The organism is Paraglaciecola sp. L1A13, assembly GCF_009796745.1.
In the GTDB taxonomy this organism is placed as follows: Bacteria; Pseudomonadota; Gammaproteobacteria; order Enterobacterales; family Alteromonadaceae; genus Paraglaciecola.
This window is the reverse complement of sequence record NZ_CP047024.1, coordinates 1,638,150-1,658,957: the sequence shown is the minus strand read 5'-3', so window position 1 is coordinate 1,658,957 and position 20,808 is coordinate 1,638,150. Positions and strand designations below refer to the sequence as shown.

At 42.0% G+C, this 20,808-nt stretch carries 20 protein-coding genes; 4 read left to right on the top strand and 16 right to left on the bottom strand.

The features are described 5' to 3' along the window. Window positions 1-53: 53 nt before the first annotated feature. The 11 genes from GQR89_RS06995 to GQR89_RS06945 all read right to left on the bottom strand — a co-directional run bounded on the left by GQR89_RS06995 (window position 54) and on the right by GQR89_RS06945 (window position 11,096). Window positions 54-1,403: a sigma 54-interacting transcriptional regulator gene (locus tag GQR89_RS06995; protein ID WP_158769384.1), complete on the bottom strand. Its 1,350-nt coding sequence runs from the start codon at window positions 1,401-1,403 to the stop codon at window positions 54-56. Further along, window positions 1,400-2,023 carry a hypothetical protein gene (locus GQR89_RS06990; RefSeq protein WP_158769383.1) on the bottom strand — a complete coding sequence of 208 codons (624 nt, stop codon included), beginning with the start codon at window positions 2,021-2,023 and terminating at the stop codon, window positions 1,400-1,402. Before GQR89_RS06990 ends, GQR89_RS06995 begins: the two co-directional genes overlap by 4 nt. Next, window positions 2,020-3,426, bottom strand: coding sequence for a sensor histidine kinase KdpD (locus GQR89_RS06985; RefSeq protein ID WP_158769382.1), 1,407 nt, complete (start codon window positions 3,424-3,426; stop codon window positions 2,020-2,022). Before GQR89_RS06985 ends, GQR89_RS06990 begins: the two co-directional genes overlap by 4 nt. Before the next feature lie 115 nt (window positions 3,427-3,541). Further along, on the bottom strand, window positions 3,542-3,808 hold the full coding sequence (locus GQR89_RS06980; RefSeq protein WP_158769381.1) for a hypothetical protein: 267 nt from the start codon (window positions 3,806-3,808) through the stop codon (window positions 3,542-3,544). Between the two features lie 460 nt (window positions 3,809-4,268). Further along, complete coding sequence (locus tag GQR89_RS06975) at window positions 4,269-4,718, bottom strand: TerB family tellurite resistance protein (protein ID WP_158769380.1); 450 nt, start codon at window positions 4,716-4,718, stop codon at window positions 4,269-4,271. Between the two features lie 97 nt (window positions 4,719-4,815). Then, on the bottom strand, window positions 4,816-5,862 hold the full coding sequence (locus tag GQR89_RS06970) for an ABC transporter ATP-binding protein (RefSeq protein ID WP_158769379.1): 1,047 nt from the start codon (window positions 5,860-5,862) through the stop codon (window positions 4,816-4,818). Between the two features lie 30 nt (window positions 5,863-5,892). Continuing rightward, the gene (locus tag GQR89_RS06965) at window positions 5,893-7,530 is read right to left on the bottom strand and encodes an iron ABC transporter permease (protein ID WP_158769378.1); all 1,638 of its coding nucleotides are present in this window, start codon (window positions 7,528-7,530) and stop codon (window positions 5,893-5,895) included. A gap of 34 nt (window positions 7,531-7,564) precedes the next feature. Further along, window positions 7,565-8,581, bottom strand: a complete 1,017-nt coding sequence (locus GQR89_RS06960; protein WP_158769377.1) for a Fe(3+) ABC transporter substrate-binding protein — start codon at window positions 8,579-8,581, stop codon at window positions 7,565-7,567. Window positions 8,582-8,660: 79 nt separating this feature from the next. Then, entirely contained in the window at window positions 8,661-9,110 is a 450-nt protein-coding gene (locus GQR89_RS06955; protein WP_158769376.1) for a GNAT family N-acetyltransferase, read from the bottom strand. Between the two features lie 10 nt (window positions 9,111-9,120). Then, window positions 9,121-10,767 carry a fused response regulator/phosphatase gene (locus GQR89_RS06950; RefSeq protein WP_158769375.1) on the bottom strand — a complete coding sequence of 549 codons (1,647 nt, stop codon included), beginning with the start codon at window positions 10,765-10,767 and terminating at the stop codon, window positions 9,121-9,123. Window positions 10,768-10,790: 23 nt separating this feature from the next. Further along, window positions 10,791-11,096, bottom strand: coding sequence for an STAS domain-containing protein (locus GQR89_RS06945; RefSeq protein WP_158769374.1), 306 nt, complete (start codon window positions 11,094-11,096; stop codon window positions 10,791-10,793). Window positions 11,097-11,230: 134 nt separating this feature from the next. On the opposite strand from GQR89_RS06945, the gene yciH reads away from it, so the two are divergent. The 3 genes from yciH (at window position 11,231) to pheA (ending at window position 13,802) form a co-directional block, all read left to right on the top strand. Next, a complete protein-coding gene (yciH, locus tag GQR89_RS06940) occupies window positions 11,231-11,551 on the top strand; it encodes a stress response translation initiation inhibitor YciH (RefSeq protein WP_158769373.1) in 321 nt (106 codons plus the stop codon). Between the two features lie 31 nt (window positions 11,552-11,582). Next, complete coding sequence (locus GQR89_RS06935) at window positions 11,583-12,383, top strand: response regulator (protein ID WP_158769372.1); 801 nt, start codon at window positions 11,583-11,585, stop codon at window positions 12,381-12,383. A gap of 234 nt (window positions 12,384-12,617) precedes the next feature. Then, window positions 12,618-13,802: a prephenate dehydratase gene (pheA, locus tag GQR89_RS06930; RefSeq protein ID WP_158769371.1), complete on the top strand. Its 1,185-nt coding sequence runs from the start codon at window positions 12,618-12,620 to the stop codon at window positions 13,800-13,802. A 39-nt stretch (window positions 13,803-13,841) separates the two neighbouring features. Here the strand turns inward: pheA and GQR89_RS06925 are convergent, their stop codons facing one another. From GQR89_RS06925 to GQR89_RS06915, 3 genes are read right to left on the bottom strand one after another with little or no spacing between them, the layout of a single operon-like run. Continuing rightward, on the bottom strand, window positions 13,842-14,510 hold the full coding sequence (locus GQR89_RS06925) for a YoaK family protein (protein WP_158769370.1): 669 nt from the start codon (window positions 14,508-14,510) through the stop codon (window positions 13,842-13,844). Between the two features lie 45 nt (window positions 14,511-14,555). Further along, window positions 14,556-15,683 (bottom strand): bifunctional chorismate mutase/prephenate dehydrogenase, encoded by a 1,128-nt coding sequence (tyrA, locus tag GQR89_RS06920; protein ID WP_158769369.1) that lies wholly within the window; start codon window positions 15,681-15,683, stop codon window positions 14,556-14,558. Window positions 15,684-15,694: 11 nt separating this feature from the next. After that, a complete protein-coding gene (locus GQR89_RS06915; RefSeq protein WP_158769368.1) occupies window positions 15,695-16,786 on the bottom strand; it encodes a 3-deoxy-7-phosphoheptulonate synthase in 1,092 nt (363 codons plus the stop codon). A gap of 404 nt (window positions 16,787-17,190) precedes the next feature. Between GQR89_RS06915 and GQR89_RS06910 the strand changes: the two genes are divergently transcribed. Continuing rightward, complete coding sequence (locus tag GQR89_RS06910) at window positions 17,191-19,392, top strand: M3 family metallopeptidase (RefSeq protein ID WP_158769367.1); 2,202 nt, start codon at window positions 17,191-17,193, stop codon at window positions 19,390-19,392. A 121-nt stretch (window positions 19,393-19,513) separates the two neighbouring features. On the opposite strand, the gene GQR89_RS06905 is transcribed toward GQR89_RS06910, so the two are convergent. Both GQR89_RS06905 and GQR89_RS06900 read right to left on the bottom strand, forming a co-directional pair. Further along, window positions 19,514-20,161 (bottom strand): DNA-J related domain-containing protein, encoded by a 648-nt coding sequence (locus tag GQR89_RS06905; RefSeq protein ID WP_233269109.1) that lies wholly within the window; start codon window positions 20,159-20,161, stop codon window positions 19,514-19,516. Between the two features lie 38 nt (window positions 20,162-20,199). Continuing rightward, window positions 20,200-20,772 (bottom strand): sugar O-acetyltransferase, encoded by a 573-nt coding sequence (locus GQR89_RS06900; RefSeq protein WP_158769366.1) that lies wholly within the window; start codon window positions 20,770-20,772, stop codon window positions 20,200-20,202. Window positions 20,773-20,808 lie beyond the last annotated feature (36 nt).

The window sequence follows — 20,808 nt, the reverse complement described above, 5'->3', positions numbered from 1 at the left end:
AACGCGAATAGTATTATTCGCGTTTTTTATCACTGAGCGCTTAAGCCACGGGTCTATTCTTGTTTGAAGTCCGTTGAATGCAAGTCGTGCTTTTTCATTAATTTGTGTAAGTCAGTTCGGTTACGCCCAGCTATTTCAGCCGCACGGGTAACATTTCCGTCGGTCATTTTAAGCAATTTAAGCAAGTAACTTTGCTCGAACGCATCGCGTGCTTCAGTTAATGTCGGCCACTTTTGCTCAGAAGTTGAAAGCGCTTGTTCTACCAAATGCACAGCAATAACCGAAGTCTGTGTTAATGCCACACATTGCTCAACTACATTGACCAATTGACGCACATTACCCGGCCACAATTCAGTAGTCAAAAGTTGCATAGCATCGTCAGAGAACCGACTAACACGTACTTCATGACGCTCAGAGCTTTTCTTTAGTAAGTAGCGCGCAAGTAACGGAATATCTTCCGAGCGTTCCCGTAAAGTTGGTAAGGTTAAATTCACCACGTTGAGGCGATAATACAAGTCCTCACGGAAGTTACCCTCACTCATTTCGTGAGATAAATTTTTGTGGGTAGCTGAAATAATACGCACATCTACAGGGATTTGTTTACTGCTGCCTACAGGACGTATCACCTGCTCTTGTAGTGCACGTAAAAGCTTAACTTGTAACGGCGTAGGCATATCGCCAATTTCGTCCAGGAATAAGGTTCCGCCGTCGGCTTCTCGAAATAACCCTTGATGCTCATTTACCGCTCCGGTAAATGCGCCTTTGGCGTGTCCAAATAATTCTGATTCGAGTAAATTTTCTGGCAAGGCTCCGCAGTTGATCGCAACAAACGGCTTATTCGCACGTTTACTGGCTTTATGAATAGCATTCGCTAATAATTCTTTTCCTGTTCCGCTGGCACCACTGACCAATACACTAACATCACGCTGAGCCACTCGATGGGCTTGGTCGAGTAGTTGCTCCATTTGCATAGAACGAGTGATAATTTGTTCTCGCCATGCACTAGTTTGTGAGCCTTGGCTTTGGCTTACCGCTTTGGCTAATAAATCTCGTAACTCAGTGTGATCTATTGGCTTAGTAAGAAAACCAAATACCCCTCTTTGGGTAGCCTCAACAGCGTCTTGAATCGTGCCATGAGCAGTCATTAGGATCACAGGAAGATCTTTACCCAGAGACATAATCTCTTCGAACAAGCTCAAGCCATCTAAACCAGGCATTCTGAGGTCGCTTAGCACGGCATCAAAATTTTGCGTATTCATTAGGCGCAAAGCTTCTTTACCACCTTCGGCACTTTGCACACTGTAACCTTCACCTTCTAAGCGTATGCCCATCAGCCGTAATAAACTCTCGTCATCATCGACAAGTAATATTTGTGGCTTTAACGACGCTTCAATTTTACTCACTGAGGATCTCCTTTGGCGTTGTCCATAATCGATGCTTCTATTTTTAATAGCTGCTCGATTTGGCTGCGCTGTTGTTCAATACGTTCTCGTTGTTGATCAATTTCATTCTGCTGTTTTTCGAACAGTTTTTGTTGTTCTTCAACACGGGTTGACTGCTCGTCATTAATTTTGCTTAACGTCACCACAGCAGATTCAGACTCCAATAACACTTGACTCGGATTATAAATCATCACACTGAGTATATCTTGCATGCCACCATCGAGATCTTTTATGAGGCTCAATGCCCAAGACTGAGATCGTAGCTTGTCTTGGTAGGGGGTGTCTTTACCTTGGCAAAGTAAAACTTTACGTAATTGGTCGTGTGGGGTTTCAGTTAAAAGGGCAATTTCAGATTTTCGCTGTTCCCATGTCATCTCATCCCCATCTAGCCAATAACCCAACCAATAATCAATATCACAATTATGTTCCACTGACGCATCCGGAGATTGATATAAACAGAAGGCTCTTTCTTGATTAGTGCTTTGCTCGACGTAATTACTATCGTTTTCAGGAACCAATTTACAACCGGATAAACTTAGAACGAGCAGGCTTATCCCTGCTTTTATTATATTAGAACTCATTGTTTTTTCTCATTTAAAGGGATTGATACCCGGAAACACACATCCGCGTAATCCACATCGACAATTTCGACCTTACCACGCATCATACGCGCACAATCGGCAACTATCGACAACCCCAACCCGGATCCAATAATACGATCATTACGCTTACCACCTCCACGGTTAAAAGGTTCAAACAAAATGGCTCTCTGCTCCGGTGAAATTTTTTGCCCACGGTTAGCCACATCTAATACTTGTACATGTTTCTGTTGATACAATTTAATGTTTATTGGTCGACCTTTACTACCATGGGCAATTGCATTAGACAGGAGGTTATCAAGAATACGCCGAAACAAATTGGCATCCGCATACACTTGCGGTAATTCAATTTTAGTATCAAGTTCATGGTTATTCTGTTCTAAAGCTAACCGGTTATCGGTAATAAACTCATCCATTAAAGACGCTGTTTTTAACCATTGAAAATCAGGTTTGGCTTGTTGTAATAACAAGTTGTAATCAAGCAATTGCATGATCAAGGTATTCAGTCGGTCAGTGCTACTATTGAGTAACGACATCACTTCCATTTGTCGCTCGTTCAGCTCCCCTACCACCTGCTCGGTGAGCAATGAGCAACCTTCTTTAATACTCGCCAACGGTGTTTTAAGCTCATGAGAGGCGTGACGCAGTAACGCATGACGAAGATGTTCCAACTGGGTTAAACGATCGGCAAGACGATGTAACTTACGCTCAACCAAGATAAGTTCTTTAGGACCCGAATTAGAAATATCTGGTAGTTCATCTTCTTGCTGAGAAATGGCCTCGATCACTCGTTCTAACTTTCGTACGGGGCGCAATATCAGCTGACTACCAAACATGATCAACAATAAGCTAATACTGACTAATAAGGCCGTTAACCACGCTTGAGTTTGTTGTACTGAACCCACATAAGCTTGACGCTTTTTAATCCTATCATCGAGTAACGAATCAACACTTTGGCCCAATTCGGTCAACGCACGTCGAAATTCAGCTAATTGTGCATCAAGAAGCAGTTGATCACTTAATCTGTCATAGCTTCTAAACCAAGCCAAGCGTTCAGTTAACACACTACATTCTTGAGAGTAATCAAGTTTAAAACATAAATTGTTTAATGAGTCAGTAAAACGTTGAACATACTTGTCAGATAATTCTTTTAATTCTTCTTTGTTTAGCACATGGTATTGGCGTATCAAGCGTTCAATATCTACAGAGAAACTTTCTAAGCTATTAACTTGGCGCACCATTGCAACCGAAAACTCGGCCTCGTTGGTGGCGATTTCTCCCATTCGCCCTAAAGTAATGTGACTATTCCATTGCAGTACCACTAAAGGCACGAGCACAAGTGCAAAGCTGACTAAGGTTAGCTGGCGTAACGATCCAAGCTGCATTGGCAATCCTATCAATCTAATCCTTCCTAATTCGCCAGCATAATAACAAAAGGTTGAGACACTAGGCAGTAAATATCCGAGCTTGTTCGACGTACACTACTGCGCTAATTTAAGCTCAGTTCAAGCTATGTCCATGAGATCGTCGTAATTGCACGCTTGATAACTCATGGCGACTAATAATCCCATCACCATTAATATCAATACGGCTAAATGACTCTAGAATAAAAGGATCAGCGACGGCTTCTTTTATAGATATTTGACCATCAGCATTTTTATCGAGTCGCAGCAGAATATCGTCCTGCGGCTGAAGCGGAGTGGCCAAAGCAACATCAGTTAACAAACTTAATGTAAGGCTAATAAGTAAAGGAAAAGCTCGTTTCATGTGATTAATGTCCGCTGTATCAAACTAAAATTGGATTTATTGAAAATGACTAAAATAGCGTCCGTGCCTTGCAGATAGCGCAGCCCGTAAGCTCAGCTTAAAAATGATAAGCGTCATCGGTCGCAAACGCCATTGCGGCCAATAACAGTATCGAAGTTGATCTTTACCATTTTCACCGTACTCGCTATCCATGCATAACTCTCGAGGAACCAGTCGAGAAAAGCACGATTACGACCTTGGTATAACAATAATTGAGCCAGAAGTGCAAAATAGATAAAAATCAACAACTTAAACGAAGGCATAAGATGCTATATAGTCATAGAATATTAATTATGTCTTTAATAAAAGACAGTGATTGTAATTAGCTTAACAACTGCTGTAAATCGTGTAAAAAAAGAACTAGGCAAGGAAAAACAACTCCGCTCTGGTGTCTTTAATTAGCAACATAGAATAAAACTAATTAGAGCTGACCAGATGCTGCAAGCTTACTTTGAATAAACAAGCTGTGAGGTACATATAACAAATCGGCAATTCGTCGGATCAGATGTTCTTCCTCGGGATCCAAAACATCGTCTGCGTAGGCGATTTTCCAAAGGCCATCAATAATGCCTCGTTTTTGACCAAGAGAGCTACCATCATTGATAATCCGCGTAAACTGCGAAAAGTCCACCGCTTCTGCAGCTTTATCTTTCGTTAACACCAACAGATCGGACAACTGACTCTCGTCCAACGAAAAATGGGTACGCAATACCTGCTCATATGCTTCTTGTTCTTGCACATTTAACTCACCATCAGCGCGCATCAGTTCGTACAATAAAACCGCTGTCGCGACCTCTCGACTGCTGCCCTGACCAGATTCAGCTTCTTGACGCGTGACTTCTTCAAACCAATTGACTAATTTTTTTATCATTAGCTTTCCTCTTTGAAATACTTAAGCAAATCTATAACTAACGATCTTTTATGCAAAAACAAGCCTGCGCCAGTAAAGTATCGATAAAGTGCTGCGTTTATACGTTAAACAGCACTAAATGCTTCAAATCTAGCCGAATGCCGATACGCTCACCTAATACATGGTCGTGATGACTTGGCGCGAGACATAACACCTTAGAAGCAGGATCGTCATTCAAAGCAAGTTCATACAAAATATGCGCACCTTTAAAAGCGCGAGCTATGACTTTCGCCACATTCGTGCTGTTATCATCATGCACAATATCATCCGGTCGCACCAATACATCCACTGACTGTTCCTGAGCAAACTGCGCAGATTGTGCTTGCGTCATTGAAAAGACGCCGAGCTTAGTTTCAACATAGTGGCCATTAATAATTTTGCCAGGCAACAGCGTGCCTTGACCGATAAACTCAGCAACGAATTTGTCAACGGGTCGATGATAAAGTTGATAGGCACTCGCCCATTGCAATAAACGCCCTTCTCTTAACACACCAATGTTATCCGCCATTGCGAAGGCTTCATGCTGATCGTGCGTGACCAATAATGCGCTTGTCCCTTCGTGTTTAAGAATACGTCTAATGTCCTTCGCTAGATCTTCTCTCAGTTCAGCATCAAGGCTGGAAAAGGGCTCATCTAGCAACAACAAATCTGGGCGAGGAGCAAGGGCTCGTGCTAAGGCGACTCGTTGTTGTTGTCCCCCAGACAAAGAATGTGTAAATCGTTCACTGATATCAGGTAAGCCCACCAGCTTTAATAATTCATTCACGCGTTGAGATTTTTGTCTGGTGGTATGATTTAGTAAACCAAACGCAATATTTTGTCCAACGTTTAAATGTGGAAATAACGCAAAATCTTGGAAAACAACTGCCACTTTTCGGCACTCTGGGGAGATATGTGTATCAAGGCTAGCCACCTGCACACCTCTAAGCTTGATTTCACCGTGAGTAATATGCTCGAAGCCGGCTATAGCGCGTAGTATAGAGGTTTTACCGCAACCCGAAGGACCTAATAAGCAGCCAATCTCACCACTTACTAGGGAAAATGAGACGTTATTCACCACAACTTTATCGTCATAGGCAACACAGATACTGTTTAAATCAAGCATAAGTATTCAATTTTTTCGCAGGAGATAATTTCATTTTTTCTTATTCGATTCAAGAGCTCGGGTTAACAAGAAAACAGGCAGTAGGCCCACTAAAACGATGGTAATAGCTGGCACTGCGGCATCTTGCAACCGCTCTTCGGAGGCTAGTTCAAATGTACGAACAGCTAATGTATTAAAATTAAATGGTCGAAGAATAAGCGTTGCAGGTAGCTCTTTGAGTACATCCACAAATACCAACAATATTGCACTGAGAACACTGGCGCGTAATAGCGGTATATGAATTTTTTTTAGCACGGCGAATGACGATAAACCCATCGATCGAGCAGCATCGTCCATGCTCGGTTTTATACGTTGCAACCCAGCCTCAACATTGTGTAGCGCTACAGCCAAAAAACGGACTGAATAAGCCAATAATAAGGCCACTAAGGTACCCGAAAATATCAAGCCGACACTAGTATCAAATACATACTCAGTCAACGCATTCAATGCATCATCAACTGCGCTAAGCATTAACATAACGCCTATCGCAATAACGGTACCGGGAATAGCATAACCCAAACTTGCGAGTTGCACTTGACTGGTAAGCGACCAATGGTGGTATAAACGTTTTGCATAGGCAAAAAGTAATGCCAGTCCAACTGCTATTAACGCTGCACTTGCCGCTAGATAAAAGCTATTCCAAATCAGATTGATAAACTGTTCGTCCACTTGAGTGGATACACGGCCAAGCGCCCAAACACTTAATTGCACAGTTGGAATAATAAAACCAAATAATACCGGCAGCAGGCATAGCAAAATAGCCCAAATGCGCTTTATTGGTGACAAATGCAAGCGCTTTGCACTATGGTGCGCTTGTCCTTGGTGAAAGTACTTCAACCGTCGTCTTGAATGTTTTTCGAGCAGTAATAATACAAGCACAAAACTGGTCAATACTGCGGCTAATTGTGCAGCCCCAATGGCATTTCCTAAACCATTCCAAGTTCGAAATATGCCTGTAGTAAAAGTGTTAATCCCAAAGTACTGCACCGTACCATAGTCGGCAAAAGCCTCCATCATGGCCAGTGCAGTTCCCGTTAAAATAGCAGGGCGAGCTAAAGGGAAAGCAACTCTACGAAAATAGGCGGTACCGCTCACGCCCATACTACGGCTGGCTTCATAGAAACTCGCCGATTGTTCACTAAAAGCAGTACGAGCGAGCATATAAACATAAGGGTATAACACCAGTGACAACATAGTGATAGCTCCGCCTATGGAGCGAACATCAGGAAACCAGTAGTCGTGGTAAGACCAATCGAACGTAATACGTAGCTGGCTTTGAATAGGGCCTGCCACATCGAGCATGCCTGTGTAGGTATACGCCAATATATAGGCTGGCATCGCCATTGGCAGCAAAATAAGCCATTGCAGTGTTTGTCTGCCAGTAAACTCATATCGGGCTATCAACCAAGCCAAACCAGTACCTAACAATAACGTTAACGCACCAACGCTAAAAGCAATGAATAATGAGTGGTAAACATAATCACTTAGAACAGTTTCATAGAGGTGTTGCCACAATTCGTATTGAGGCACAAATAGGCTGGCGAAAATTAATAAAACTGGCACTGCCAATAGTAAACTAAAGACAGTGACAGCCCACATCCACGGCTCGCGCCAATTAGATTTTTTCAATGAAGTGGAATCTTATATAGATTTAAATAAAAGGTTACTTCCAGCCAGCTTTATCCATCATCAGTACAGCTTGACGATTAAGTTCACCAACGCGAGAGAGATCAATATTTTCGGCCTTAAAAGCACCAAAAGATGTTAATACTTTACTTTGTTCGACCTCTTTACGTAACGGATATTCGTGATTCGTTTTGGCGTACCAGACTTGTGAATCTTCTTGCAACATAAAGCTAATAAGCTTCTGGGCAGACTCAACATTAGGTGCGTATTTGCTGATGACTGCACCGGATATATTTACATGAGTGCCACGGTCTTGCTGATTCGGCCAAATAACTTTTACTTTGCTAGCCGTTTCTCGCGTCGCTTTATCATCGCTACTCGCCATACCTGCTAGGTAGTAAGTATTGGCAATAGCAACATCACACTGCCCTGCAACAACCGCCTTAATTTGATCTCGGTCACCACCTTTTGGTGTACGTGCAAAGTTCTTCACGAAATCGTTTAACCAAACCTGAGTTTTCTCTTCACCTTGTTGTTCAATCATCGCCGCAACCATAGACTGATTATAAATATTGCTCGATGAGCGCACACAAACTCTGCCGCGCCATTGCTTGTCAGCTAAGTCTTCCATGCGAGTCAGTTGCGTTTCGTCAACCCGTTGTGGCGCGACCATCAGTGGTCTAGCGCGAAGGGTGAAACCTATCCATTGGCCTTGAGGATCGATATAATTTTGCGGGATCAGAGTCTTTAACGCGTCAGTTTCAATTTTTTGGGTTAACCCTTGCTCTTTCGCGCGGTAGAGTCTGCCTACATCAGTCGTAATAAGAATATCAGCAGGACTGTATTTACCTTCACTTTTTAAGCGTGTAATTAACGCGTCAGCATTACCCGTCACCAGATTTACTGAAATGCCAGTGCTTTCAGTAAATTTATCAAGTAAAGGCTTTATCAGCGCTTCTTTGCGCGCCGAATACACATTTACTTCTTGCGCACTGGCTAAAGAAGCCACAGAAACACAACCAACCAAACTAACCATTTTCAGAAAACGTTTCAAACTCATAACCTGCTTAAAATATTGTGTACCTATTCACTCAGTTTACCCTAATTGAGAATTGTTATCAATTAGGTTTGGCTTATTTACCCTCGTACATGAGGTAGTGGCTTTCATCCATATCGAGTGCTTCGTAGGTACGCTGGGCGACACGGTTTTCACGTTCTACGTACAAGCGGTATCCACACACGTTTTGCGCTTTATCACCAAGAGATTTCACTTCATTATATAATGCACTGTAAAGGCCCTTGCGGCGAAATTTAGGGACTATATAGACACTTTGTATCCACCAAAATTCGCTGTTACGCCAATCGCTCCATTCTGTGGTTACCATAAGGCTCCCCACCACTTGACTGTCAACTTCTGCAACTAAGTAAAAACCTTTGCTCACATCGTTTATCAGATTACTTACACCCAACGTCAAAATGTCACTATCAAGTTCCATATCTTCCGTTTCTTTGGCCATTAATTGATTAAAATTCACTAATGCATTGATGTCACTTACTTGAGCTTTTCTGATAGTTGTTTGCATTTTTTATACCTTACACATTGAATAATACTTCTACTACGTTGCCGCTACCTAGGTAACGTACTGAATCTGATAACGCAGTTATGAGTTGAATACCGCGACCATAGGGATCCCCAATCTCGGCCTGAATTGAATGAGATTGATGAGCGAACCCTTCTCCTGAATCACACACTATAATTTTCAAGATGCGTTCAGTCGGTGTATAAGTGAGACTGAGCGTAACCTGACCTTCTTGTAATTGCATTAAACGTTGAGTTCTTAATGCAAAATACGCTTCGAATCCGTCTGAAGAGTGTTTTAATTTTGAATCTAGTTTTAGTAAGCCGTGATCCAACGCATTGTTATATAATTCGCTGACTACTGTGAATAACCTTGCGTGTAAGGCATACATACCTGTTTGACTACACACCATATTAATTACACTTTGAACTGGTTCGCCTTTTTTAATCATCTCTACATTCATTTCAAAACATAATTCGAAAGGCACAGGAGCGATAGATTGACTATGTTCAAGTTTGACTAGTGATTGGCATGTGTATGACACACAAGTGAGATCATCAAGAGGCGCTATCCCTTGACTAAAGTCCTCAATCCGTTGAAACAACTCATCAACGGTAATATCCGACTGCTGCGAAATCCATTTCTCGATCTGTTTTTCGCTGAGCATATTATGCTCAAGATCCATGATTTCGATAAGTCCATCGGAGAACGCCAGTAAACGATCTCCGATAGCGCTTTGGCATCGTTGGATATCTCTGTCCATCTCGCTCGCATCTAATATTCCTAACGCCATATGCTGAGATGACAGACGCTGAATAACTTTGCCCTTCGAGTCTAAAAGCAGCAAGTCAGGCATACCGCTATTCCATATTTCAAACTGCGTCCCCCCACTACTAACCTGCACTATCGCTGCAGCAAAAAACATATCCGCAGGCAGTAGTTTGAGTAGGGTATCGTTTAGTGTATGCGCCATTTCAAGCACCGACAGGCCCTTATTCGCCATTGTGTGAAACGCCTGAGAAACGGGTAGCGCACCAATTGCAGCCGCAAGTCCATGGCCGGTAAAATCCCCAATCAGATAATATAAACCGCCATCAGGAGCGGCGCAAAAGAGCAATAAATCACCATTAAAATCCGTTGCGGGAAGTAATTTAAAATCTAAATAAGGTAATAATTTATGATCATTTGTGACTGCATTTGAAAAAATATGTTCGACAATTTTGTGTTCTCGCTCTACCGCTTTACGGTAAAAGATTAATTGTTGATTTTGTGCAAATGATTTTTTACTAAGCTCGCGCGTACGAGCATGGGCACTAATTTTGGCTGCGAGAATGGTTTTATTAAATGGTTTGGCAACAAAATCGTCCCCACCTACATCCAAACATCGTCCTAAGCTTTCTTCATCATCCAAAGCAGTAATGAAAATTATCGGAAGATATATGTCGCCAGCCTGCGCTTTAAGTAAAGGCGCCACTTCGAAGCCGCTCATATCTTCCATCATCACGTCGAGCAAAATTAACTCAGGGTCAATTTGTTTAGCTAAGCCCAGCGCTTCACGGCCACTTTGGGCTTCATAGCAATCAACGTACCCTTTTTGCTCCAACATATGGATCAATAAAAAACGGTTAAGTGGATCGTCATCAACAATGAGTATGCGCATTAAAATAAAGCCACAAAGAGACGTTAACTAATTAAGAATTTTTTATCAAAGCGGGCGATTCGCAAGATTTTGAGTACTTGGGGGCGAGTATTGACAATCTTAAAGATAGTGACCTTACCAGACAATAATTTTTGCATATTTAATAACATGCCTAAAGCAGAACTATCCATGTAAGCGGTTTTATGCAAATCAATAATAACCGTTTCCACCTCGTCGATGTCAGTGGAGAATGCAATACGGAAATCCTGCACCTTGCCGAAATCGAAGATTTCATCGGCTACTACAGTTAATTGTTTTTTGTCAGCTGATAATTTGCGTTCTAAACTCATACTTCACTCCATATTACTGCTCTTCATTGCTAATGTATTAAATATCAGTTTGTTTAATTTGCCTATAAAGATTGTCTTTTTTTTAATAGAATCAGATTATTATATTATCTATTCAAGTCAGAGCGAAAATCAATATGAGCCAAAACGATCTTGTTTATAGCACTGATGGCGGCAGAATTCCCGCTCAAAAGGCGCAACTTGCTCGGCCCAAAACCGATGGCATCATCCGTATTCGTCGCGAAACAAAAGGACGTAAAGGCAAAGGAGTCACCACGTTGTCAGGTATGGATATGGACGCGGCACAAGTTAAAGCCTTGTGCACAGAATTGAAAAAAATGTGCGGTACAGGTGGAGCCGTTAAAGACGCAGTGATAGAAATTCAAGGTGATAATAGAGACAAGTTAAAGCTAGTCTTAGAAAAACGCGGCTACACTGTAAAACTCGCTGGCGGTTGAGTCAATTGGCCAATCTGACAAGAAGGTAACTATGCAGAATATTTTGTTAGCAGACTTAAGCATTATTTTAGTCGAACCATCGGATACTCAACGAAAAATAATCAGTACTTTATTACACGAAGAAAATGTGAAAAATGTCTTCGCCGTGAGCAATGTTAAAGAGGCCATTGAAGCCATCGATCAGCAAGGAGGTGATTTGGTCGTCAGTTCAATGTATCTCGAAGATGGTACCGGACTCGATATCCTTAAATCGATAAAACAATCATCCATACATTGCGCATTACCTTTTATGCTTGTATCAAGCGAAAGTAGCTCACAGAAACTAGAAGAGTTTAAACAGGCGGGCGTGGCAGCCATATTACCAAAGCCTTTTAGCACTGAGCATTTATCTCGTGCACTCAAAACCTCTTTGGACTTAATTAATACCGAAGAACTAGATCTGAATTTATTTGATGTACGTCAGGTTAGAGTGCTTCTTGTCGACGACAGTAAATTAGCTAGAAATCACATCAATCGGGTATTGAAGGGGCTTGGTATTGAACAGATTATTGAAGCGGAAAATGGCGCCATGGCGCTAACAATACTCAAAGAAAATACCTTTGACTTGGTCGTCACGGATTATAATATGCCTGAAATGAATGGTAGAGAATTATCGGAGTTCATCCGATTTAACACCGAAACCTCCCATCTACCCATTATTATGGTGACCTCAGAGTCAGTGGATAGTTTGCACATGACTAACATACATCAGGCTGGGGTAAACGCCTTATGCGATAAACCCTTCGAAGTTGAGCAAGTCAAAATGTTGCTTAGTTCCTTGTTAAATGAATAAAACAGAGATGGAAACATGGACTTTCAGCGGGTTTATAGGAAATATCTACTCTAAAGGCCATTTTGGCATAAGGTAAACATTGACATTGATCGCTCGAGTTAATAGATTCGATGGTGATGTATATTCAACTGATAATAGTTTCAGCGCACCAAGCCTGTGTTAAATCATTTATGTACAAAGAACTTGTGCCTTACTCAAAAGGCTTTTTAACCCATTTATGGAAGTGAAATAAAAATGTCGGTCGTGGAGCTAGATAAACTAAGAGAACAAATCACCTCAATTGATCAGCAGTTGTTAAAACTGTTAGCAGAGCGTCAGCAATGCACCAATCAGGTTGCTGAAACCAAAATTACCCATCATATTCCGGTAAGAGATCATAAACGAGAAGAACAACTACTGGTTAGCTTAATTAAACGGGGCCAAGGTCACGGTCTTGACCCTCATTATGTTACTCAATTATTTCACGTTATCATCGAAGACTCTGTACTCAACCAACAAGCAATGCTTGCCGCTCGCGCGAACCCTGGCAGCAGCTTGCCACTAAATAGAGTTGCTTTTCTAGGTGATAAGGGGTCTTACAGCTACCTTGCTACTCAAAAATACTTTTCTCGTCGTCCAGGAGAGCTCTTAGAGTTAGGTTGTCAAAGCTTTGGCGAAATCATTAAGAAAGTAGAGACCAACGAAGCAGATTACGCAGTATTGCCCATCGAAAATACGTCCTCTGGCAGTATCAATGAAGTTTACGACCAACTGCAGCATACCAATTTGTCGATTATTGGTGAGCTAACTCACCCTATTAAACATGCATTGTTAGTCGCTGATGCAACTGATATTAACCGTATCAAAACCTTGTATGCCCATCCCCAAGTTTTTGCTCAGTGCAGCCACTTTTTGGCTGAGCTAGGCAGCATCGAGGTCATCACCTGCGATAGTACCTCTGCTGCTATGATGACGGTTAATGAGTTACAAAGTGATACGGTTGCAGCGATAGGTAGCGAAGCCGGTGGTGCGTTATATGGGTTACATGCGATTAAATCTAATCTTGCCAACCAAAAAGAAAATCACAGCCGCTTCTTCGTTGTGGCCCGCAAAGCAGTCAATGTGCCTTTACAGGTGCCTGCTAAAACAACGTTATTGATGTCTACGGTGCAAAAATCAGGCGCGTTAGTAGAAGCTTTACTGATCCTTAAAAACAATAACATCAACATGACGAAGCTAGAATCCAGACCGATTACAGGTAACCCCTGGGAAGAGATGTTCTATATAGATGTAGAAGGGAATATTCAAGATGGCCCCATGCAGGTTGCCTTGGAAGAGCTTAAAAATACTACTCGATACTTTAAAGTTTTAGGCTGCTACCCAAACGACGAAATCAACCCGACTAAGATTGCCGCAGTCAGCGCATTAGCGCAGGAATAAAGCAAATAACAGGATAGTGATCACAATGGAAGGCTCTTACTAGTGCCTTCTTTTCATTTTATTTCGGTAAACCCGATAAAATAGCGCTAACACGAAACACAAAAACGCAGGCGCTAATAAAGCGTTAAACCCTAAATGCGCAAATAAATACGCCCCGAACACACCACCGCTAATAAAACCACTTATCAACAACAGAAATAAAATCGCCTTGCGGTTATCAAATGCTTCGTGTCGCAGGCGGGCACCCAACATAATACCAAGATCGGTAAATATCCCTGTCATATGGGTAGTACGAATGATCGCACCGCTGTAAGTGGTAGCCAACGCATTTTGTAAACCACATGCTGCAGATGCGGTGTAGTGCCCAGCGGCTAAATTATCTTTAAGCAACCAGATAGATATGAGTAATAAACCTCCTTCAACCACCAATAAAAAATCATAATGGCGGGATAATTTGAGTGTGCGACTACGCAAAAAGAACCCGGAAAAGGCTGCGCCAAACATAAAGCTAAGCAAAATAGCGACTAGGTGAAGTGTATCGCTGATAGGTGCATTAAGTAACGAAGCACCAACGAGCGTAGCACTTCCTGATAAATGAGAAATGGCTTGGTGCGAGAATCCTAGCAAACCAACTGCATTTACACTGCCAGCGATAAGGGCGAGCACAAATGCACCATACTCCACCCATCTTGGTAATCTTGAAATCATGATATTAGTAATACGTTAATGAAACGAATAAAGAGCTAAATTTTACTACTCACTAATGGTGCGATCATCATTGGCTTTAAGCAGCAATTTTTTACTATCCACTAGAGATTGTTTCGAATAATCCCCAAACCAAGCGCCTATTTTGAAAAAGAGCTTAATAAATGACGCTTTGTCACCTTTTTTAAGCATATCGAGTGCGTTATCAAAGGTGTCTCGAAAACTAGTAAGCACCGCGATACTGTCTTTGTTGTTAAAAATGATATCGGTATACAAGCCGGGATCCTGCGCAAATAAACGTCCCACCATAGCAAGTTCCAATCGATATATTGGTGAACTCAACGAAATCAACTGATCCAGAGATGGATTTTCCGTTAATAAATGCGCACCAAACACATAACTAGAGAAGTGACGCATAACTTGAATAAAAACCATTGAGTCGTCATGCTCTTGAGCATCGGTTTCTTGCAACGCCGCCCCCCAAGCTCGCATCTGTTGCAATAACCACTGGTATTTATCTTCATCACGGCCGTGACACACCACAACAACCTGTTTAACCATACTCGATACGTCTGGCCCAAACATGGGATGTAAGCCAACTACAGGTCCTTTGTGGACCTTTAGCATGGCATTAAGTGGAACTGCTTTAGTACTGGTAATATCCGCCAATATACAATTTATCGGCAAACTATCCAGTTTGGCAATGATTTGCTCCGTCAATTGAATAGGTACAGCGACCAAGACCAAGTTTGCCTGAGCAAAAATTTCATCAGCTTTGGGCCAATCTTTTTGCTCTAGAATTTCGACCGTATATCCACTGCGCGTGAACATTTCGACAAAAATCCGTCCAAGTGCACCAGCCCCACCAATAACCACAATTTTATTGACCTGTGGCGCGCAACACATATAGCGTTTATTTTGTGTGTGGTAAGACTCTCGCATGATGCGTCTTAGCAAATCTTCAACCAACGACGGGGGCACGCCTAGCGCTTCGGCTTGCCCGCAGCGCTGTTCAATTAATTCGGCTTCACGTGCCGGCACATAAATGGGCAAGCCAACCTTACTTTTGTATACACCAACTTGTTCAGTCAACGCAGCACGTTTTGCTAATAACGCCACTAATTCAGAATCGACAGCGTCTATTTGGTCACGTAATTTATCAAGTTCGGTTGACATGCAAGTTCCTATTAATCAGGGCTGTTTAGTTTGTTTAACCTCAACGGCAATACAGTAATGAGTTTATCACGCATGTGGTTAATTAACTCATCCGTAGATTCCCAATCTATACAGCCATCGGTGATCGATACACCATACTCTAGCTCGTTAGCTGTTTTCCCCTTATTGCTTTGATTACCGGATTTTAAATGGCTTTCTAACATAATACCAATAACAGACTGATTACCCTCGAGTATTTGATTAACCACATTTTTGGCCACTAAGGGTTGACGGCGGTAGTCTTTACTTGAGTTAGCATGACTGCAATCTACAACCAAACCAGCACTGAGTTTCGCGCTGCGCATTTCTTCTTCGCAATCAGCCACACAGACTGAATCATAGTTCGGCTGTTTACCGCCGCGAAGAATAATATGTCCGTCAGGGTTACCTTGCGTTTTGATCACGCTAACTTGCCCTTCACCATTAATTCCCATAAAACTGTGGCCTGATGCTGCAGACTGCAAAGCATTTATTGCTATATCTAAACTGCCATCCGTACCATTTTTAAAACCTACGGGCATAGACAAGCCACTGGCCATTTCACGGTGAGTCTGAGACTCAGATGTTCGAGCACCAATTGCTGACCAACTAAATAACTCAGCAAGATACTGTGGGCTAATAGGATCAAGGGCTTCAGTGGCAACGGGAATTTCTAATTCAGCTAACCAAATAAGTAATTCTCGTGCTTTGCGCAATCCTGTTTCAATATCGAAAGTATCATCAATATGTGGATCGTTGATCAAGCCTTTCCAGCCCACTGTCGTACGTGGCTTTTCAAAGTACACCCGCATCACGATATACAGAGTATCTTTGCAGGATTCATGCAACTCTTTAAGTTTGAGGGCATACTCTTTTGCCGCATCAATATCATGGATAGAACACGGGCCACTGATAACCAAAAAACGATGATCTTTACGATGGATGATATCGGAAATAATTTGTCGAGATGATTGAATAACTGATAATGCATGATCCGTAACAGGAAGCTCATTTTTTAAGGCTTCAGGGGTAATTAATACGGTTTCAGAGGTAACGTTAATATTGTTAATGTTGTCGCGTAACATAATCTTGACTCACAGTAGTAATGGATAAACACGATCTGCGGTGCAGTCGCTCTGGAAATAACACGTATGAAGTAAGCGGCCGATTAAATGTAAACATATAATTACAACTGCAAATTAACTTTTTATGTAATTTAATTGACTTTTTAACAGTTGCTAATTTTTTTCGCAAGATTTAATTGATTTAATCGACATTTTGCTCACTTTACGCACTATTAAGTATTAATAAATAAGCGCGGCTTATACTTGCACATTATCGCTTACACTTCGCCTTACAAGTATAGAGCAACAAATTTGCGGTTATAAGGCAGATCGCGATAGTCTTTAGTATTACTCGCATTTATAGCAGTGCGGGGATAAAACCGAACGGCAACATAGCCGTCACTCTATTGATATCAGGGATCCTTATGAACAAAGCAATACTCAGCCCAATCGCAATGGCTGTCATGCTTAGTGCGTGTCAACCGGACACCACAAGCCAAACGAATGCAAACCAAGTTGGGCAGCAAAAACATTCTGCAGAAACAAAAAGTTCGGTAGAAAAAAGTAATCCATTGCTGGTTGTATCAAGCGCCCCATTTGGCGTACCAGAATTTGCAAAAATTAAAATTGAGCACTACGAACCTGCATTTGATTTCGCCATCGCGCAAAATAAACAACAAATTGCAGATATCGCCACTAATGCCGAAGCCCCAAATTTTAAAAACACCATTGAAGCTATCGAAAAGTCAGGCCAAGCATTGAATCATGTAACAACGGTTTTTTATGCGCTTAACGGCACCGATACCAACACACAAATGCAAAGCGTTGCTAAGAAGATGTCTCCTCGCCTATCTGAGCTTAACGATGACATTTTTCTAAATGCCGCACTGTTTGCTCGCGTTAAGGCGGTCTACGAGCAAAAAGATAAACTTGAGTTACGCGCCGATCAGAAAACGTTGCTTGATGATAGTTATCAATCGTTTGTACGTGGCGGAGCAAACCTTAATGATACAGATAAGACCACGTTACGCGATCTCAACGCACAGTTGTCTGAGTTGTCGGTTCAATTCGGAGAAAACCTATTAGCTGAAACCAATGCATTTGAATTAGTCGTCGATACCGAAGAAGAATTAACGGGCTTGCCTTTAGATATTATTGCTGCCGCAGCCGTAACTGCCACCGAACGCGGTCATGATGGTAAATGGGTTTTCACGACTCACCGCCCAAGCAAAAATCCATTTTTAACGTATGCTGAAAATCGCCAGCTACGCAAAGCCTTGTATGAGGGATATATTCAACGTGGCGACAACGATAACGCCAATGATAATAAAAAATTAGCGTCTAAAATTGCATCGTTACGCTATCAAAAAGCCCATTTACTTGGCTATAAAACCTATGCTGACTTCGTGCTTGAAAAAGCCATGGCCAAAACCCCCCAGAATGTTTACGGGTTGCTTGACCAAGTTTGGCCTGCGGCGCTTGCACAAGCGAAAAAAGAAGCCGCCGATATGCAACAAATGATTGATGCACAAGGCGATGATTTTGAATTAGCTGGATATGATTGGTGGTACTACGCCGAAAAGATCCGCAAAGAACGTTATGATCTTGATGCAGCCCAAACTAAGCCTTATTTTTCATTGGATGCGACGCGTGATGGCGTCTTCTTTACCGCTAATAAATTATGGGGGGTGACCTTCAAAGAACGCCAAGATATTCCTAAATATCATCCTGACGTACGCACGTTTGAAGTTTTCGATAAAGATGGCTTAAGCATAGGCGTATATATGACCGACTACTACGTACGCGAAAGTAAACGTGGCGGAGCCTGGATGAACTCATTCCGCAAGCAACAGAAAATGTTTGGCGAGAATGTTAAGCCGATTATTTTTAATGTACTCAACTTCCCTCGTCCTGTTGGCGACAGCCCTGTTCTACTTACTTTTGATCAAGCATCAACGCTATTCCATGAATTTGGTCATGCTATTCAAGGCTTATTATCGGATGGATATTACCAGTCGCAAACAGGCACGGCTTTACCCAGAGACTATGTGGAATATCCCTCACAGGTTATGGAAAACTGGATGATGGAACCTGAAGTATTAGGCCAATTTGCTAAGCATTATCAAACTGGTGAAGTGATCCCGCAAACGTTAATTGATAAAATTCAAGCGGCGGGTAAATTCAATCAAGGCTTTTCAACCACTGAATATATGGCCGCGGCATTGTTAGACATGAAGTGGCACACAATTGAAACAGCCACTGAACAGGATGCAGATGCATTTGAAAAGGCAGCCATGGATGAGATCGGGTTAATTCCTGAAATCGCCCCTAGGTACCGTACAAGCTACTTCTCTCATATATTTTCTGGTGGATACGCATCAGGTTACTACGGCTATATTTGGTCGAACATTTACGATGCAGATACGTGGCAAGTATTTAGTCAAAACGGTATTTTCGATCAGGACACAGCTAATGGTTACCGTAAGCATGTTCTGGAGACTGGTGGTACTGAAGACCCGATGATTATGTATCGTCGTTTTCGCGGGAAAGACCCACAAGTCTGGCCCTTGCTAGAACGTCGCGGCTTATTAAACGAAGAAGAGTTAAAGGCTGTCAAAGGCCAGTAGCTTTATTTTTAACCACCCACCCGAATGTTTAAACACAATAAAGCCCTGTATTACAGGGCTTTTTAATTACGCTATATTTCAATATATAAAAAAGTGATTTTGATAAGAGCCCGTTGAGGAACTATCCAAAGCGACGTATATAGGCATAGGCGATTTGTAGCGTCTGCGCATAAGGTGTATCGCCACCTTTATCGGGATGATATTGATGGATCAACTTATGATATTGCCGTTTAACTTCATCAGGACTGGAATTAAACGGAAGCTTAAGCACGGCATAACTGAGTTCAAGCTGCTGGTCGGCCTTACTGAAATGTTGATTGACCACAGTGTTTTCGTCGCGGGCAAAATGCAACCAAAAATCATTCAGAAGTTGGTTTATATCCTCAGTTGTCGTACCTAGCAAGTTTTGCCAATCTAAGTAATATTCAGCTAACGGGTCAACAGCTACCATCGCGCTTTTATCAGAAATGTGCGTATATGCTATGGCTTGGATTTTAAGGGTATGAATACTGATATCGCCTTGGCCTGATGCGCGCCATTCTTGGCGCAGATGGTACAAAGCGTGAAATAACAAAAAATGGCTTTGAAACAGAGCTAAAGGATCCGTTAACGATACATAGCTAGATATCTCGTCATCACCCGCTTCATTTTGCACATATTTTAATAACGCATATTCACTTAAGCCCTTGGGATGGGTAATTAATAAGGGCTCAAGTATCGCTAACAAGCGTTGGACTGACAAACCCTGCGTTGCGGTGACCCTAGTCAAATCTATTTGCCTTCAACGTGAGATATTCGATTAATTCGTTACGCAGAGTCATTGTCTATTTGGCGTATAACAATAGCTGGCACCCCTGCGACAACCGTATTAGCAGGTACATCTTTATTAACTAACGCTCCTGCAGCAATAACAGCGTTATCACCTATTGTAACGCCATCAAGTATTTTTGCGCCCATACCTATCCATACACTATTACCAATGGTGATAGCTTTTGCGGTTTCTAATCCCTTATTGCGCCTTTTTGCATCTAGCGGATGGGATGCCGTCGAAATTAAGACCCCAGGGGCAAGCATTACATCGTCTCCGAAAATGACTGGCGCCGCATCAAGGATCACCACATTATGGTTGGCATAAAAATTTTTTCCCATTCGAATGTTATAACCATAATCGCAAAAAAAAGTTGGCTCAATCCATGAGTTAGGAGACGCCGAAAACAAGCTTTGAAGTGCTTTACGTGCAGCTTTTCTCTCAGCTTCAGGGGCTATATTAAATAGCTGACATATTGCTTTTGCCCTAGCTCTGTCTTGCTGCAATATTTTGTTACTTGGAAAATAGTATTGCCCACTGAGCATCTTTTCTTTTTCGGTTAATGTTTGCATTTATGTTCCTTGGTCAGTAGCCATACTGTTGTTTTG

Excerpts from the sequence above, each read along its gene's own strand:
- GQR89_RS06945 (WP_158769374.1), bottom strand. The coding sequence starts at position 11,096 with ATGAGTTTAGAACGCAAATTATCAGCTGACAAAAAACAATTAACTGTA.
- GQR89_RS06915 (WP_158769368.1), bottom strand. The coding sequence starts at position 16,786 with ATGTTACGCGACAACATTAACAATATTAACGTTACCTCTGAAACCGTA.
- GQR89_RS06990 (WP_158769383.1), bottom strand. The coding sequence starts at position 2,023 with ATGAGTTCTAATATAATAAAAGCAGGGATAAGCCTGCTCGTTCTAAGT.
- tyrA (WP_158769369.1), bottom strand. The coding sequence starts at position 15,683 with ATGTCAACCGAACTTGATAAATTACGTGACCAAATAGACGCTGTCGAT.
- GQR89_RS06980 (WP_158769381.1), bottom strand. The coding sequence starts at position 3,808 with ATGAAACGAGCTTTTCCTTTACTTATTAGCCTTACATTAAGTTTGTTA.
- GQR89_RS06955 (WP_158769376.1), bottom strand. The coding sequence starts at position 9,110 with ATGCAAACAACTATCAGAAAAGCTCAAGTAAGTGACATCAATGCATTA.
- yciH (WP_158769373.1), top strand. The coding sequence starts at position 11,231 with ATGAGCCAAAACGATCTTGTTTATAGCACTGATGGCGGCAGAATTCCC.
- GQR89_RS06900 (WP_158769366.1), bottom strand. The coding sequence starts at position 20,772 with ATGCAAACATTAACCGAAAAAGAAAAGATGCTCAGTGGGCAATACTAT.
- GQR89_RS06935 (WP_158769372.1), top strand. The coding sequence starts at position 11,583 with ATGCAGAATATTTTGTTAGCAGACTTAAGCATTATTTTAGTCGAACCA.
- GQR89_RS06985 (WP_158769382.1), bottom strand. The coding sequence starts at position 3,426 with ATGCAGCTTGGATCGTTACGCCAGCTAACCTTAGTCAGCTTTGCACTT.
- GQR89_RS06975 (WP_158769380.1), bottom strand. The coding sequence starts at position 4,718 with ATGATAAAAAAATTAGTCAATTGGTTTGAAGAAGTCACGCGTCAAGAA.
- GQR89_RS06925 (WP_158769370.1), bottom strand. The coding sequence starts at position 14,510 with ATGATTTCAAGATTACCAAGATGGGTGGAGTATGGTGCATTTGTGCTC.
- pheA (WP_158769371.1), top strand. The coding sequence starts at position 12,618 with ATGTCGGTCGTGGAGCTAGATAAACTAAGAGAACAAATCACCTCAATT.
- GQR89_RS06950 (WP_158769375.1), bottom strand. The coding sequence starts at position 10,767 with ATGCGCATACTCATTGTTGATGACGATCCACTTAACCGTTTTTTATTG.
- GQR89_RS06910 (WP_158769367.1), top strand. The coding sequence starts at position 17,191 with ATGAACAAAGCAATACTCAGCCCAATCGCAATGGCTGTCATGCTTAGT.
- GQR89_RS06970 (WP_158769379.1), bottom strand. The coding sequence starts at position 5,862 with ATGCTTGATTTAAACAGTATCTGTGTTGCCTATGACGATAAAGTTGTG.